The organism is Proteiniborus sp. MB09-C3 (assembly GCF_030263895.1).
GTDB lineage: Bacteria > Bacillota > Clostridia > Tissierellales > Proteiniboraceae > Proteiniborus.
Genome location: NZ_CP127161.1, coordinates 2,109,127 through 2,125,310, shown reverse-complemented (window position 1 = coordinate 2,125,310; position 16,184 = coordinate 2,109,127). Strand labels below are relative to the sequence as shown.

At 31.5% G+C, this 16,184-nt stretch carries 17 protein-coding genes and 1 tRNA gene; 3 read left to right on the top strand and 15 right to left on the bottom strand.

What is annotated here, in order from left to right:
* Positions 1-15: 15 nt before the first annotated feature.
* The 7 genes from QO263_RS10145 to QO263_RS10115 form a co-directional block, all read right to left on the bottom strand.
* Positions 16-1,062, bottom strand: a complete 1,047-nt coding sequence (locus QO263_RS10145) for a nicotinate phosphoribosyltransferase (protein WP_285620766.1) — start codon at positions 1,060-1,062, stop codon at positions 16-18.
* 128 nt (positions 1,063-1,190) lie between these two features.
* Positions 1,191-1,778, bottom strand: a complete 588-nt coding sequence (locus QO263_RS10140; RefSeq protein ID WP_352168637.1) for a lytic transglycosylase domain-containing protein — start codon at positions 1,776-1,778, stop codon at positions 1,191-1,193.
* Positions 1,779-1,798: 20 nt separating this feature from the next.
* Positions 1,799-2,413 carry a dephospho-CoA kinase gene (gene coaE / locus QO263_RS10135; protein WP_285620764.1) on the bottom strand — a complete coding sequence of 205 codons (615 nt, stop codon included), beginning with the start codon at positions 2,411-2,413 and terminating at the stop codon, positions 1,799-1,801.
* Entirely contained in the window at positions 2,400-5,090 is a 2,691-nt protein-coding gene (gene polA, locus QO263_RS10130) for a DNA polymerase I (RefSeq protein WP_502928661.1), read from the bottom strand. The genes coaE and polA overlap by 14 nt, the downstream gene beginning before the upstream one ends.
* Before the next feature lie 169 nt (positions 5,091-5,259).
* Positions 5,260-6,336 carry a DUF4349 domain-containing protein gene (locus tag QO263_RS10125; protein ID WP_285620760.1) on the bottom strand — a complete coding sequence of 359 codons (1,077 nt, stop codon included), beginning with the start codon at positions 6,334-6,336 and terminating at the stop codon, positions 5,260-5,262.
* 20 nt (positions 6,337-6,356) lie between these two features.
* Positions 6,357-6,947 carry an RNA polymerase sigma factor gene (locus tag QO263_RS10120; protein WP_285620758.1) on the bottom strand — a complete coding sequence of 197 codons (591 nt, stop codon included), beginning with the start codon at positions 6,945-6,947 and terminating at the stop codon, positions 6,357-6,359.
* Positions 6,948-7,116: 169 nt separating this feature from the next.
* Complete coding sequence (locus tag QO263_RS10115) at positions 7,117-8,313, bottom strand: L,D-transpeptidase (RefSeq protein WP_285620755.1); 1,197 nt, start codon at positions 8,311-8,313, stop codon at positions 7,117-7,119.
* 206 nt (positions 8,314-8,519) lie between these two features.
* Between QO263_RS10115 and QO263_RS10110 the strand changes: the two genes are divergently transcribed.
* Both QO263_RS10110 and QO263_RS10105 read left to right on the top strand, forming a co-directional pair.
* A tRNA-Leu gene (locus QO263_RS10110) sits at positions 8,520-8,601 on the top strand.
* A 125-nt stretch (positions 8,602-8,726) separates the two neighbouring features.
* Complete coding sequence (locus QO263_RS10105; RefSeq protein ID WP_285620753.1) at positions 8,727-9,767, top strand: S66 family peptidase; 1,041 nt, start codon at positions 8,727-8,729, stop codon at positions 9,765-9,767.
* 115 nt (positions 9,768-9,882) lie between these two features.
* Here the strand turns inward: QO263_RS10105 and QO263_RS10100 are convergent, their stop codons facing one another.
* Both QO263_RS10100 and QO263_RS10095 read right to left on the bottom strand, forming a co-directional pair.
* Entirely contained in the window at positions 9,883-10,050 is a 168-nt protein-coding gene (locus QO263_RS10100) for a hypothetical protein (RefSeq protein ID WP_285620749.1), read from the bottom strand.
* 84 nt (positions 10,051-10,134) lie between these two features.
* Complete coding sequence (locus tag QO263_RS10095; RefSeq protein ID WP_285620747.1) at positions 10,135-10,308, bottom strand: hypothetical protein; 174 nt, start codon at positions 10,306-10,308, stop codon at positions 10,135-10,137.
* A gap of 98 nt (positions 10,309-10,406) precedes the next feature.
* Here QO263_RS10095 and QO263_RS10090 point away from each other — a divergent pair, with 98 nt between their 5' ends.
* Positions 10,407-11,318, top strand: coding sequence for a selenium metabolism-associated LysR family transcriptional regulator (locus QO263_RS10090; RefSeq protein ID WP_285620745.1), 912 nt, complete (start codon positions 10,407-10,409; stop codon positions 11,316-11,318).
* 26 nt (positions 11,319-11,344) lie between these two features.
* Here the strand turns inward: QO263_RS10090 and QO263_RS10085 are convergent, their stop codons facing one another.
* The 6 genes from QO263_RS10085 to QO263_RS10060 form a co-directional block, all read right to left on the bottom strand.
* Positions 11,345-12,772 (bottom strand): aminopeptidase, encoded by a 1,428-nt coding sequence (locus QO263_RS10085; protein ID WP_285620742.1) that lies wholly within the window; start codon positions 12,770-12,772, stop codon positions 11,345-11,347.
* Between the two features lie 128 nt (positions 12,773-12,900).
* Complete coding sequence (locus tag QO263_RS10080; RefSeq protein WP_285620739.1) at positions 12,901-13,560, bottom strand: response regulator; 660 nt, start codon at positions 13,558-13,560, stop codon at positions 12,901-12,903.
* Positions 13,553-14,719 carry a sensor histidine kinase gene (locus QO263_RS10075; RefSeq protein WP_285620736.1) on the bottom strand — a complete coding sequence of 389 codons (1,167 nt, stop codon included), beginning with the start codon at positions 14,717-14,719 and terminating at the stop codon, positions 13,553-13,555. Before QO263_RS10075 ends, QO263_RS10080 begins: the two co-directional genes overlap by 8 nt.
* A gap of 55 nt (positions 14,720-14,774) precedes the next feature.
* Positions 14,775-15,245, bottom strand: coding sequence for a hypothetical protein (locus QO263_RS10070; protein WP_285620734.1), 471 nt, complete (start codon positions 15,243-15,245; stop codon positions 14,775-14,777).
* A gap of 138 nt (positions 15,246-15,383) precedes the next feature.
* Positions 15,384-15,839, bottom strand: coding sequence for a chemotaxis protein CheW (locus QO263_RS10065; protein ID WP_285620731.1), 456 nt, complete (start codon positions 15,837-15,839; stop codon positions 15,384-15,386).
* Positions 15,840-15,930: 91 nt separating this feature from the next.
* Entirely contained in the window at positions 15,931-16,116 is a 186-nt protein-coding gene (locus QO263_RS10060; RefSeq protein WP_285620729.1) for a DUF896 domain-containing protein, read from the bottom strand.
* Between the last annotated feature and the right edge of the window lie 68 nt (positions 16,117-16,184).

Genomic DNA, 16,184 nt, shown 5'->3' with positions numbered 1-16,184 from the left:
CTTTCCTCCTCAATACTAGAGCATCTTTACAAGTCTAGGGTTTTCAACAGGCCCTGGTATTCTTCCTCTTTTCGCAATTGCTACTCCTTCAACTTCCTTTATATCCATGGTCATATCAATTGCAGGTGCTCCTGAAATATAACTACCTACTCCAAAAGAATCTACACCTGCCTCAGCTAATATTTTTATTTTTTCAGGCTTTAATCCTCCTGAGACAAAAATCTTAACCCAATTATAACCACTGATATCAAGTCTAGCTCTTAGCTCAATAACTAACTCTGGAGTAACTCCCCCTCTTTCACTAGGAGTATCTAATCTAATCCCATAAAGGTCTCTTCCCATTTCCTTAGCTAATCTTAGAGTTTCTTCAACCTCATCTTTAAATGTATCTACTAAGACTATTCTTTTATATGATTCTGGCATCACTTCATTATATTTTTGGGCTACTAAAAGAGTATCTCCTGCTACTAAAAAAGCTGCATGAGGTAAGGTACCTGTTGGATTTTCACCTAATAGTTTTGCTGTTAAAATATTGCTTACTGAGTTTGCTCCTCCTATTCTAGCTGCCCTTTCCATAACAGGAGCAACTGAAGGATGAACATGTCTTGTCCCAAAGCACACAAATGGCTTATCTCCACAAGCTTCTTTTACTTCTCTAGCTGCAGTTGCCCACCCACTTGGACTAGCTAAGCAGCCTAGAATAACAGACTCAAATATGGCAAACTTCTCATAGGGCCCTTTTATCCTAACTAATGTCTCCTTAGGCTGAAATTCTGTTCCTTCTTCGAGAGCCCACATTTCTATATTGTTATCTTTCAGTATGTTTCTTACCTCTTCAATACCTACAAAAATACCTGACTTTCTAGCAAATATCTCTGCAACAACTTCCTTACCACTCATTTCCATACTTCCTAGGACATCCATAGTGGTAAAAAAATAAATATCTGTAGTTAGTCCCGCAAGAATATCCTCATGTTGTGCAGAATGTAACAATCTTTTTTCTCTATTTATATCATAATTCTGTACATCCTTTATGCTTTTTAAGTAGCTCACGGTTTTCATCTCCTCTTATAATATACATATTTATTTAGTTAGTTATCTTAACTATTAGTATAGCAACTTTGTCTCCGTTTTTTAAGATAAGTTATTTTTTTAACTAAGTTTTTATAATTTTTTTCCTAATAATAAAATCATTTTCCCATATTATTCTTAAAATAATCGGAGGTATATAGCTTTTTATATATATCGTATGATTTTTTAACTTTCTTTAAATATAACTCAGTTTCTTTAAAAGGTATATGCTTAAGACTTTTACCATCATCACTATAATTACTGTCATTAAGCCACTTAGCTACATTACCACTTCCACCATTATAAGCAGCCAATACAAGCTCTAAATTATTATAAAACTGAGTATTAAGCTTATTAATATACCAACAGCCTATTTCAATGTTTACATCTGGATCATACAAAAGCTTTTCGCTATAATTTTGAATACCAATCTCTCCAGATGCCCATCTGCCAGTTACTGGAGCTATTTGCATCAATCCTCTAGCTCCTTTATGGGATAAAGCATTTTTGTCATATTTACTTTCTACTCTAATAATTGCAGCCACAAGGAAAGGGTCTATATCATATTTATTTGAATAATCGGCTATCTGTTCCTTATAATTTATAGGGTAAAGGATTTTGCCAATCCATTTAAAACTTGACATGGCCACCCCAGCTATAAGGATTACAAAAAAAACTGCTAGTAATTTTCTACATCTAATCTGCAATAATATCTCCTCCACAATCATTAAAACATGTTTAATTCCCTAACCACATTATTAATAAGCTCTTCTATACTTCCAGTATTATTTATGATAACATTAGCATATCTTAATTTCTCATCTATAGGTAACTGAGCTTCTACTCTTCTAATTGCACTTTCATAGTCAGTATTGTCTCTTTCAATAATTCTCTTTAACTGAGTTTCTATATCTGAATATACTAACCATATTTCGTCGAATTGTATCCCTGCCTCATTAAAATTTTCTAGCTCCTCTATCAAAAGAGGAATATCTAGAAAAATAATATCATTATTTTTAGAATAATTTAAGATTTCATCCTTAATCTTTTTATTTATTTGAGGATGTACAATTCTATTTAAAGCAAGTCTAGAATCAGGATTACAAAACACAATATTGCCTAATTTTTTCCTATCTATGCTCTTGTCATTATTTAATATCTGTTCTCCAAAGGTCTCTATAATTTTTAAATAAGCAACTTCTCCAATTTCCACGACTTCTCTTGCAATCACATCTGCATCTATAATCGGAAAGCCTCTATCTCTTATTATCTTTGAGACAGTACTTTTCCCTGTTCCTATTCCACCTGTTAAACCTATTATTTTTACTTTATTTTGTATCATACCAGCTATCACCTGTTTCCATATCAACACTAAGAGGTACATTTAGTGGTATTGCATTTTCCATTAAGTCTTTTAAAAGAGTTTTTACTTCTTCTACCTCTTCTTTGTGAGCTTCAATAATTAACTCATCATGTACCTGTAAAATCAGTCTTGATTTTAAGCCTCTTTTTTTGAGTTCATTGTAAACATTAACCATTGCCAATTTTATTATATCTGCTGCACTTCCTTGTATAGGAGTGTTCATTGCCATTCTTTCTCCAAAGGATCTTATGTTAAAATTTCTAGAAGATAATTCAGGTAGATATCTTCTTCTATGTAGAATAGTTTCAACATATCCTTTGCTTTTTCCTTCGTCTATAATATTTTTCATATATTCTTTTACTTTAACATAATTTTTAAGATAATTATCTATATAGAGCTTAGCCTCTTTTTTTGAGATTTTTAAGTCTCTAGCAAGCCCATAATCACTTATTCCATATACTATTCCAAAATTAACTGCCTTGGCTCTGCTCCTCATCAATTGTGTAACATCTTCAAGTTTAACATCAAACACTTCAGAAGCAGTTTTTCTATGAATATCCTCTCCAGTAAAAAATGCCTCCTTAAGCTTAGGATCGTCAGAAATACTTGCCAGAACTCTAAGCTCAATTTGAGAATAGTCCGCATCTACTAGAGTATAATCACTGTTGCTTGGGACAAATACTTTCCTTATTTTTCGCCCTTCCTCTGTCCTAATAGGTATATTCTGAAGATTAGGCTCCGTACTGCTTATTCTCCCCGTAGTAGTAATAGTTTGATTGAAGCTAGAATGGACTTTCCCAGTATTCTCATCAATAACTGAGATTAAACCATCTACATAAGTTGATTTCAATTTAACTAATTGTCTATATTCTAATATTTTTTCTGCAATAGGATGTATTTCTGCTAGACTTTCAAGAACCTCTGCATTAGTAGAGTACCCTGTCTTAGTTTTTTTAACAGCAGGTAGCTTAAGCCTCTCAAACAATATCTCACCTAATTGCTTAGGAGAATTTATATTAAATTCTTCTCCTGCAATATCAAATATAGATTGTGTTAATATATCAATTTTTCCATCAAGTTCTCTTCCTAATTCTTTTAATTTTTCTTCATCTACAGTAAAGCCTAAATACTCCATATTAGCTAAGACGCTGATTAAAGGTATCTCCACTTCATAAAACAATGTATCCATATTCTGTGATACAATGGTGTTTTCAATAATATCCTTTAGTCTTGAAATTATCCCCAATTCATTGGACATATATGATACTCTATCTGCTTGAAATAATTGTCCAAACGTCTTCTTGTTCTTTCCTGTACCTAGAAGACTTTCTTTGCCTTCAATATCAATGTTCAGATAATCATCTGCTAATACTTTTAAGCTATAGTCGTTCTGTGATGGGTTAAGTAAATACTGTCCAATCATGCTGTCAAATATAATACCATTTATATCTACTCCATATCTTAGAGATACTAAAATTTCTTCTTTTATATTATGTCCTATCTTTTTAATTTTGTCATTCTCCAACACATATTTAAACGAGTCAAAGAAATCTTCAACACAAATATTTCCTTCTGTTAGGTCAACATAGTAACTCGTTTTCTCTGAAATACTGATGCCAATACCTAAGATGTCGTCTATTAAAGGATGATCTCCATCTATTATATATTTAAAAATCATAGATTTAGAACTTTCTATTTCTTTCAAAATATGCTTAAGGTATTCTTTTTCTTTAATAATATTTGCTTCAGGAAATAACTTCTCTGCATTGGATGTATCTTTTTTTGTATCCTTATTCAAATTTAGCCTTCCTAATAGGCTATTGAACTCAAGCTTTTTATATATATTAAGTAGTTCTTCTACATTAGGCTCTTCTAAAATAAGATCCTCTAATTTCACATTTATAGGCACCGAAGTAATTATTTCAGATAGTCTTCTACTCATAATAGCTTGATTTCTATATTCAATTAGTTTTTCTTTAAGTTTCTTACCATCTACTTTTTCAATATTGTTATATATTCCTTCAATAGAGTTAAACTCCTTTAAAAGCTTGATTCCAGTTTTTTCTCCAACTCCTGGGACACCAGGGATATTGTCTGATTTATCTCCCATCAATCCCTTTAGGTCTATGAATTGCTGTGGAGTAAGTTCATATCTTTCAATAACTGCCTGTTTATCAAAAACCTCAATATTGGATATGCCTTTTCTTGTTAACAATACCTTAGTCTTATCACTTGCAAGCTGCAAATAATCTTTATCGCCTGTAACTAAGACAACCTCAAGCCCATTTTTTTCCCCAATTTTTGAAAGTGTACCTGCTAAATCATCAGCCTCAAATCCGTCTAATTCAACTCTATGTATATTCATATTGTCTATTATCTCTTTTAGTATCGGAAACTGCATTCCTAATTCGTCAGGTGTTTTAGCTCTTCCAGCTTTATATTCTTCAAATTCAATGTGCCTAAATGTGGGAGCTTTTCTATCAAAAACCACACTAATATAATCCGGCTTATATTCCTCTGTGACCTTATAAAACATTGTAAGAAAGCCATATACTCCATTTGTATATATTCCATCCTTAGTCATTAAAGGAGGCAATGCATGAAAAGCCCTATGGAGTAAGCTGTTACCATCTATAATCATAAATCTCTTAACCAATAATACCAACTCCTTAAAAACAGTATATATATTATTATATACCATATTTGTTCTGTAAACCCTTAACTCTAAGTATATATTAAAAGATATTTTCAGTAAACAAATCAAATAAAAAAAAGACTCTAAAAGTAGAGTCATAATTATAAAATAACAACTATATTTAAAATAATTAATTATTGCTTTCTCCAGCTTCATTCAGCCTAGTATTAATAGTAGGTAGTGTTATTGAACTTTCATATTCTTCTAAAGCTGATGTCTGGGAGTTTATTCCTTCCTTCACTTTTTTGATTTCTTCTTCTATTAACAACTTGTCATTTGAATCCTCCGCTTTACTTAATATCTCTAACAATAAATCTTCCTGCTCGTAGAGATTTTTTAAATTATCCTCTATTGTATTGTATTTTTCTGTAACATCGTTATGAGTTAATCGTTCATCTACTAATGTGCCTAGCTCCTTTAAAAAGTCCAGTGTCTTATCAAACTTTTCTGCAGGTATTCTAATCTTCATTAAATGACTTTTTTGCTTAGCATTAGCAACATCCTCATTTGATTCTATATTTATACTTTCGACAAAACCTCCATTTTCCTCAACATGGTTGATTATTTGCTCCTGCACTTTACCTAATTCATCTAGGTCAATAGATAAATATGCTTCTTTTATTGATTTTCTATTATTTCCCAAGCTACTTCTAGAAGCCAAGACTCCAAAATCATTATTTTGTTTTACACCTTCAGATTGATCCTTATCCGTTTCTAAATTTTTCATAGCCATATCTGTTTCTTCATCAGTATTATCGTCTAAGGCTTTTATATCCATACTTTTAGCCTCCATTATTCCCATAGATTCATTCTTATCAGAAGCAATATTTTCCTGTGGACTTTCACTTTTAGGACTTATAAGCAAAGAATCATTCCCGCCTATAAAAGGAAGTTTATCTGAAAACATACTAATACTTATAATCATAACAATAAGTCCAGCCGCTATAGAGGATATAACTCTCCAATTTAACGTTTTCTTTTCTTGAGCCGTTTCTTTAAGTTTTCGTCTAAGTTCTAATCTATAATTATCAGGTAACTCAACTTGTTCCTGGTTATTTACATTTTTTAAGATACTAATCATACATTCATACTCTTGTCTACAACTATCGCATTTTGAAATATGAAGTTCAAAATCTTTCTTTTCAATTTCAGTCATTTCATTATCAATGTATGAGGATATGTTATCAATAAAATCATTGCAGTTCATATTATCCCTCCTTTCAATTATTAGACGATATATTCCTTATTTAGTTCCATCTCTTTCATTACTATATCTTTCAAATTATTCCTAGCTCTATTTATCCTGGACTTAACCGTTCCAATTGAGCAATCCAGTATGTTTGATATTTCTTCATAGCTAAAGCCCTGAATATCTCTAAGAATAATAACCACCCTATGGTTTTCTTCTAATTTCCCTATGGCATTATTTACAAGCTCTTTTGTAAGCTTCTTTTCTAATAATTCCTCTGGACTATGTGAACCATCTGGAATGTCCCTTTCCATTTCGCCATCCTCTGTTTGAATTGGATTATCTAATGAATATACAATGGTACTCTTTTTTCTTAAAAAATCTAAACAGGTATTTGTAACTATTCTATATAGCCATGTGGAAAATGCCGATTCAAAGTTAAAAGTTTTTATTGACTTAAAAACCTTAATGAATGCTTCCTGAGATACGTCCATTGCATCTTCTGGGTTTTTTAGCATTCTAAGTGCTATATTATATGCTGTTTTCTCATATTTTTCTATTAGTTCATCAAATGCCTTTAAATTTCCATTCACGCATTTTTTTATCAAATTCTGCTCTCTATCGAACATTTATTCACCCCTTCCCCCAAATGCTCTTTTTCATTATTTATATTTTATCTATATTCGCCTTTAAAATCTAGATTCTATTCTATCATTTTTGGGATTATTTTGCACAAAAAAACTTTTAATTTCAGATATCTGAAATTAAAAGTTTTTCTTTAAGTCTACGGATATATCTTCATAAAGGCTCTCTAAATATTTCAATATATTTATCTTTAGTATATGTATTTGATTTAAAATTTGTTTGTAGCAATAAATCTTTTAAAGCTATATAAAGCTTGCCATTAACAGGTTTGCATTTTATCTCTTTGTTATTTACTATAACATTTGATTTTTCTTGTGATATGGTAAGCTCTTTATTTGATATGCTATATAAACTATCTAAGGAAATTGCCACATCTCCTTCTATATTCAATACTTCCCCCTTAACAAACTTATTATTGAACAGCAAATAATTTAAGTCAAGTTTTATCGTCTGCTGCTCCTGATGTATCTTATGACTGCCTCCAAGATTGGCTTCTAATTGGTTAATTGATACATATCTACTTCCACTTTCTTCAATTATGGAAATATTATTGCTAAGGATCATTACGGTTTCTGTGGATTCAGTACTATAAACATCTATTTTAAGGAATTTGCATACTTTATCTAGGTTTATATATAGAGTACTATCTTTAAATATTACATCATTAGTAATATAGTTTCCATTTATCATATAAACCCATTTATCGGAAAAGACAACAATTTCTTTATTTATTTGTTTTTTCAATGTGGCTAACTTATTGCTATCTATTTTTTCAATAAGGCTAAGCTCAGATAATTTTTCATCAACCAGATTAACCAGATTAGGTACTTTTGAATAATAATCGGGATAGACAATAACTATTGGATTATCATTCTCGATATCCCTTTCTGTTTTGATTGGTTCATATTTTACTGTTACTGGTACCCCAACTGTAATCTTCTCGTATAATTCCTTTACATCCTTATCGTACATTCTAACGCATCCTTCAGATACAAAGGTTCCTATCGATTTCGTATTATTATTTCCATGTATCCCATATGATGGCTTAAACCCCATCCATCTACTGCCTAAAGGATTCTGAGGGCTTCCCCCTGCTATCTTCTTTTTAGAATAATACGGATTTACTACTTTGTTTATTATCTTGTAGTCTCCAATAGGGGTTTGAGTACTAGCCTTTCCTACTGCTATGGGATATTTTTTAACTACATTGTTGTTCTCATAGAAATAAAGACTTCTAGATACTATATCTATCTCTATTTTATATTGTGGCAACGGTGGTTGGGGTTGCGCTCCGCTTTCCAAGGAAAACAATAAGATTATTGCAGCAACAATAATTACTATCTTCTTCATAAATCTCCTCCTACGGGCAATATGTTTTTTCTAATAACTCCACATAAGAAAAGTTTATGCAATTTTTCATTATTTTATCACGAATAACATATTTATCATTCTAATAAAAACACCTAATATTGTTTCCTTGATTTACACAATTACTTTCTTATAAAACTATTGATTTTTAATTATATTTGTGTTAAGATGTTTTTTGTAGCTAATATGCCCGAGTGGCGGAATGGCAGACGCACTCGACTCAAAATCGAGCGGGAAACCATGCGAGTTCGACTCTCGCCTCGGGCACCATAATAGACATTTCTTCCTTATATCAAGGAATGATATGTCTTTTTTTATATAAAAAAACATGATAGTATTAGGTTGAAACTAAATGCTAACGCATAAATACATAGGAGTAATAAGGAGGCATAGCTATGATTCGTCCAAAAAGATTAAAGCCTGGAGATAGAGTTGCAGTTGTAAGCCTTTCTTGGGGCGGCCTTGGCGATAAAAATTTAATACATAAATATGATATTGCCAAAGAACGGTTGGAAAGAGAATTTGGTCTTGAAGTAGTCGCAATGTCCAATGCTTTGAAAGGAAGCAAGTTCATTGCTGAACATCCCGAGCTTCGCGCAAAGGATTTAATGGATGCTTTTGAAGATAATACAATATCGGCAATCTTCTGCGCTATTGGTGGTGACGACTCCATAAGGTTGCTCCCATATATAGATTATGAAGTAATCAAAAACAATCCAAAAATTTTTATGGGATATTCCGATAGTACAATAAGTCACCTAATGATGTATAAAGCAGGGTTAGTTTCTTTTTACGGGCCATCTGTTATGTGTGAATTCGGTGAATATGTATCCATGTTCGAGTATACAAAAACATCTGTAAGTAAAATGTTATTTGAAGATACAAAGGGATACCAAATATTGTCAAGCCCAGAATGGTCAGATGATTTTATACCATGGGATGAAAAAAATCGACATGTTGCTAAAAAATTAAAACCTGAAAAACATGGTTATGAAATTTTACAGGGAACAGGAAAAGTACGCGGACATCTTCTTGGCGGATGCCTTGATGTTTTTATGATGTGTATTGGAACAGAAGTTTGGCCAGCACTTGAAGAATGGAAAGACACCATTTTATTTATTGAAACAAGTGAGGATAAGCCTTCTCCAGACTTTGTTAAGTGGACACTTCGAAACTTGGCTGCTCAGGGAATTTTAAAAGTGATTCGTGGAATACTTGTGGGAAAACCCCAGGGAGAAGTATACTACGAAGATTATAAATCTGCAATCCTTCAAGTTGTAGCAGCAGAAGAGCATCTTATTAATCTTCCCATTCTGTATAACGTAAATTTTGGTCATGCTATGCCAATCGGCATTCTTCCTTATGGAATAATGACAGAGATTGATTGCGAAGAAAAATCGATAACTTTATTAGAAAATGTTACGGATCAAGCATAAATACTCTATTTAATCCATAAAATCTTTTTTCTAATATTGCTCTAGTAAAAAACAAGATAATTTAAGTACTATACTTAGACTATCTTGTTTTTTTATTGGTTTTATTTATTTAATTCTATGTTCTTTCCTCATAGGTTATCGTAGCAATGAATATATCTCCATGTTGTGAATATTCGATATCTATTATTTCTAGTATTTGTTCTTCATTTTCACTTACCCATCTTTGTACTTTATCAGTAAGCCCTGATCCATCATCATATTCTAATATTGTCATATGCTTCATGATTTTCACCTCTCATATTACACTTTATTAAATTATATTAGTTATGATTATTTAATATGAGAGTATAATCACGATTTTTATTTACTAGAATATATTCGCAAGCTTTTCTACATTTAATACTATATCTCTTGCAGCTTTTAAGCCCTCTCTGTACCAATACTGACTTTCCTTAAGTTCTTTTCCTTCTCGTTCTTTTTGATTCAGCTTTCCTATAGTAAAATTCAGTTCATCTAATATAATCTTAGTCTCTTTACTCACTCTTCATACCTCCTCATATTTTTATTATTACTTATATAATTGACAAAAATACTCTTTTCAAATAGTATTAAATTATGAGCATAGAAAGTGGTGATATATTGGATTTTAGACAATTAGAAACATTTATAGAAGTAGTAAATAGAAAAAGCTTTTCAAAAGCTGCACAAAGATTATATCTTACTCAGCCTACTGTTACAAGCCATATCCAAAACCTAGAAAATGAGCTTGGTACATTCTTGTTAAATAGATCAGGGAAAAGCATAACCCCTACTGAAGCCGGCGAGCTTCTATACAAATATGCACTTAATATTATAAATATGCGTAATATGGCACAGTTTGATTTAGGAGCTCATAAAGGTAAGATACAAGGTCATTTAGAGATAAGCTCTAGCTCTATACCAAGGCATTATGTGCTACCATTATTATTAAAACAATTTACTGATAAATATCCAGATGTTACATTTTCATTAACTGATTTCGATTCAAAAAAAGTTGTTGAAGGTATAATTGATGGTGTCACTGACTTCGGTATAATTGGAGCTAAATACCCTTCTCCACAGCTTGAATACATAGATTTAATAGAAGATAAGCTATATTTGATAGTTCCAAATACCGAGAACTATCCATGGGAAAAATATCATGAACTTGATATTGACTTTTTATTAGAAAACAAAGTTATTCTAAGAGAAAAAGGCTCAGGCACAAGAGATCTGCTTGAAAATAAGCTTAAAGAGCTAAATCTGGATCTAGAAGCGCTAAACATAGCCGCTTATATTGAAGATGTTGAAACTATTAAAAAGTTTATAGAACTAGATATTGGAATAAGCTTTATCTCAGAAAGAGCCATAAAAAGAGAAATGGATATGGGTATATTAAAGCCCTACAGCATCAAGGGATTGGATTTAAGACGAAAGTTTTATTTTGTATATCATAAAAAAAGACAGCTTTCACCTTTAAGCCTCACCTTTAGAGACTTTGTAATTGAATATATATCTACAACACCATTATAAAAGCTCAGGTCACCCTGAGCTTTTAATTATGCCTCAAAAAATACTTTATATCCTTTGTATGTCATATATATATCTGCTTTGCTTGAAATCTCATATGGAGCGTGAACGCTTAATAGCGGTACTCCACAGTCTACTACTTCCATGCCATATCTAGCTAGTATATATGCAATTGTTCCGCCGCCGCCTTGATCAACCTTACCAAGCTCACCCATTTGCCAAATAATATGATTATCATTAAACAATCTTCTTACTTCACTTAAGTATTCTGAATTGGCATCATTGCTGCCGCCTTTTCCTCTAACACCAGTATATTTAACTAAAGTTATTCCCTTGCCTATAAAAGGAGAGTTTCTTTTATCCAATACTTCCGGATAATTAGGGTCAAATCCAGCCAATGTATCAGCCGATAATACCTTGGAGTTAGCTAAAGCTCTCTTTAGAGTTAATTCGCTATAATTTGCATATGATAAAGCTATAAGCTCTGAAACCACGTTTTCGAAGAACATAGATTCCATTCCTGTATTACCTACGCTTCCGATTTCTTCTTTATCTACAAATAATGCAGCAGCTGTTCTATTAGGTGCTTCTACATTAAGAATTGCTTTAAGTGCTGTAAATGCACAGGCTCTATCATCTTGTCCATATCCACCAACCATACTTCTATCGATACCAACATCCTTAGCTTTTCCTGCAGGTACGATTTCAAATTCTGCAGAAGTAAAGTCTTCTTCTACCATCCCATATTTTTCATGTAAAATATTTAACACATTAAGTTTTACTTTATCACTTAAGTCCTTTTCATTATATGGTATACTTCCAAATAAAATATTAAGTCCTTCACCTGTTATTCCTTCATCCATTTTTTTAGCCATTTGATCCTTTGCAAGATGTGGCAATAGATCTGTAACGAAGAAAACTGGATCATTCTCATCTTCTCCAATAACTACATTTACTTTTTCACCATTTTTCTTTATGAGTACTCCATGAAGAGCTAAAGGTAAGGCAACCCATTGATATTTTTTTATTCCTCCATAATAGTGAGTTTTAAGTAATGCTAGCTCTGAATCTTCATAAAGAGGGAATTGTTTTAAATCAATTCTTGGCGCATCAATATGAGAGCCTACTATGTTCATGCCTTTTTCTAATTTTTCTTTTCCCATTACAAATAGAGCAACTGCTTTATTTTTGTTTGCAGCATAAATTTTCATACCTGGTTCTATTTGTTTCTGAGCTTCAATTACTTCATCGATAGATATGTAACCTTTTTCTCTTGCACTCTTAATTATTTCTTCAGCTGATTCTCTTTCTGTCTTACATCTATCCAGAAACAACTTATATTCTTCACTAGTTTCAAACACTTCTTTTAATTCATTTTCAGTAAATTCTTCCCAAGAATTTCTCCACTTATGAGTTAATAACTCTTGAAGCTTTTTACCTTCTGTTTTATCAGACATATTAATCCCTCCATTTGAAATTTAGTGTCTCTAATTAATATGATATATATATGTTTTTTTATTGTCAATATAATATAGATATTTCCTAAAAAAGAAGCCTAGATGACTAGACTTGTTATTTAGAAACCCTATATCTTCTTTATATTATTTCTAAATGTGAATATTGCTGCTTGAACTCTGTCTGCCACATCAATTTTTTTGAATATGTTTGATACATGATTTTTAACAGTCTTTTCACTTATAAAAAGTTTCTCTGCTATCTCCCTATTATTCATACCTTCTGCAATAAGAGTAAGTACCTCATACTCTCTCTTGGTTAATGATTCTATGAGAGCAGACTCTTTGCTTCTTTCTCCCCTAGAGTTAAAGTCTTTTACTAGTAGCTCAGATAGACTAGGTTGTATGTAGGATTTGCCCTCATCAACATCTCTAATTGCCTTTAATAAAGTATCAGAATCTGCATCTTTAAGTACGTAACCATTAGCTCCTATCCTTATAGTTTCATATAGGTATTCTCTCGAATCATGGATAGTAAGCATTATTATTTTAGAATCAATTCCAATATCCTTTAATCTTCTAAGTGCATCTAATCCACTCATTTTAGGCATATTTATGTCCATCAATATAACATCTGGTTTGTAACGCTGAGCATCTTTAATCACTTCTTCTCCATTGGCAGATAATGATATGACTTTAATATCAGGCTCAAGCTCAAGAATTTGCTTAAGACCCTCTCTCATAAGGGAATGATCATCTGCTATTAAAACTGAAATTCTTCTGTCATTCATATAATTCATCCTTTCTTTCTAGAGGTATTGTTAAAATAATCTTTGTGCCTTCTCCAAAAGCAGATATAATATCTAGCTTTCCATTTAATAGCTCTGCTCTCTCTTTCATTCCAATAAGTCCAAAGCCGTTTTTTTCTGGATTACGTTTAAGATTATTCATCTCAAAGCCAATGCCATTATCCTTAATTACTATAGAAATCTTATCCATAGTTTGCTCAATCTTAATTAACACATCTCGAGCACGTGAGTGTTTCGATATATTATTTAACGCTTCCTGTATTATCCTAAAACAGGCTATTTCAATAATAGAATTAATGCTTTGCTGTTCATTTATTACCATGAGTTCAACATTTATCCCTGTTTCATCAGTGAAATTATCTGTATATCTTTTTATAGTAGGTACAAGGCCTAAATCGTCTAGTGACATTGGCCTTAAATCGTAAATTATTTTTCTAATGTCTTTTAAGCTTCCTCTCACAATATCCTTTAATTTTCGTAGCTCTAATCTTGATTGATTTATATCTATAGCAAGTAATCTCTCACATAACTCTGCTTTTAAAACAACATTTGCCATTGATTGAGCTGGCCCATCATGAATTTCCCTTGAAACCCTCATACGTTCTTCTTCTTGAGCCTCGATGATTTTTATCCCTAGTAGTTGTTTTTTATGCATATCCTCAATTGTTTCAAAAATATCACTTAGATTTCCTTTCAGAAAGTCCATAGCAACTCCTACCTGGGATACAAGTTTTTCAGCCTTCTGTACAATTTCATAAGTCCTTTTAAGGTTTAATTCTAACTCAGTTCTTCTACATATTAATTCCTTTTCTTCCTGCTTCTTTAGAATATGCTTTACTCTAACATTATTTGCTTCCTCATAAGCAAGTCTTATATCTTCTTCAGAATATCTGTTAAAGTCTTTGCTAACCATCATAAGCTTTGCTTTAGTTCTTCTCTCTTCTCGTTCCAGCCCATCTACTTCAAATATTGCTAATGATATTTTTTGCTGTATACTAGTCAGTTCTTTTTTAAATCTTTCACAATCTTTTCTAGCATCCTCAGCAATTTCAAAAATCTCCTGTCTTCCTGAATCTATTGTGACAATGGTTTTTTCGATTATTTCGTTCATTCTTTTTAAATCTAATGCTGTTTTCGACAATATAAACACCTCTAAGGATTATTGATATCAGTAGGCTAATTTGCCTAATTCCTATTTATTCAACAGGTTCTAATTTAATCAAAAAATATCTTCCTTCTTGCTGCTGTATTTCTATAAGATATTCAATATTTTCTCTTGACTCTTTAGCTTCTATTACTTTCCACTGAGTTAGTACTTTTAACTTATAAATATTATCTTCTAAGGCAATTACATCTACCTTCAATATCTTTAAATCAGATACAGAAGGATAATCTGTAGGATTTGCTCTCACATCTCTTAGACAGTCAATGTCCTCTTCTAAAAGCCTTCCTCTTTCTATTTCTTCTAAGTCTGAGAATATATTATTTATATCCTCATCGCTATATAGTCCCCTATTCATAATACTTGTCCGACTAGAGAGTAACTCATAAACTATCTCTTCGTAAACTTTATATTCCTTCTCAGAGGTGGATCCATATGCTAGATATCTGTGTGCTAACAAACACGTTAATATGATACCTGTTAAAATAATTATATTTCTCTTCATAAAAAGCCTCCTATACTTAATATCCTATAATTATAAGTATAGAAGACTTTGTACAAAAAATTTGGCAACTATTGAAGGAGATATGTAATTTTCATTGACATGAATTTACATTGCTCTTATTTTTTATAAAAGTTGACATTATACTTCTATCATATTAATCTTTTCTTTATCATCGTCAGTTAATACTTTTTCTAAGTCAATTAAAATTATTAGCCTATTTTCAAGTTTACCCACGCCAGTTATGTACTTTCTTTCAATCCCAGCAATAATATCTGGTGTAGGATCAATGTTTGAATCGTCAAGTCTAACTGTTTGAGAAGCTTCATCTACTAAAAAACCAATCTGTTTATCATTTAGATTAATGACAATTATTCTTGTATTGGCATCTCTTGTGCTGTCTTCCATGCCAAATTTCTTCTTTAAACAGATTATTGGTATTACTTTACCTCTGTAATTTGTTATTCCTTCAATAAATTTAGGTGAGTTAGGAACCTTTACACTATCTTGACATTGAACTATTTCTGTAACGTTCATTATGTCTATGCCATACTCTTCTTTGCCTAGGTTAAATACAACATATTGCTTTTCTGACAACTTAAATCCCCCTTATTATTTCTTTTATCTGTTTATTTCTACAATAATTTTGTTTTTCCTTCAAAAAACTTTTTTATCCTAATTTTATTATTTAATGAATTTTATCATCATCAATTATTTCTATGCATTCAAGCTGTTTTTTAAAATTTTCTCTAAAAGCAGATAAATATTCTTGCCTTAAAGATTTTTGCTCCTCTTTCTCTTGCTCAGTTAATCCTATTTCTTTTGATTTTTTAGCTAGAAAGTTAATTCTATCTAACTTCTCTTTTGAAATCATCTAAACACTCCTCTTACCTTTTATTAAATATATTATACTACTCATACTAGGCTTAAGAAAAGGGCACA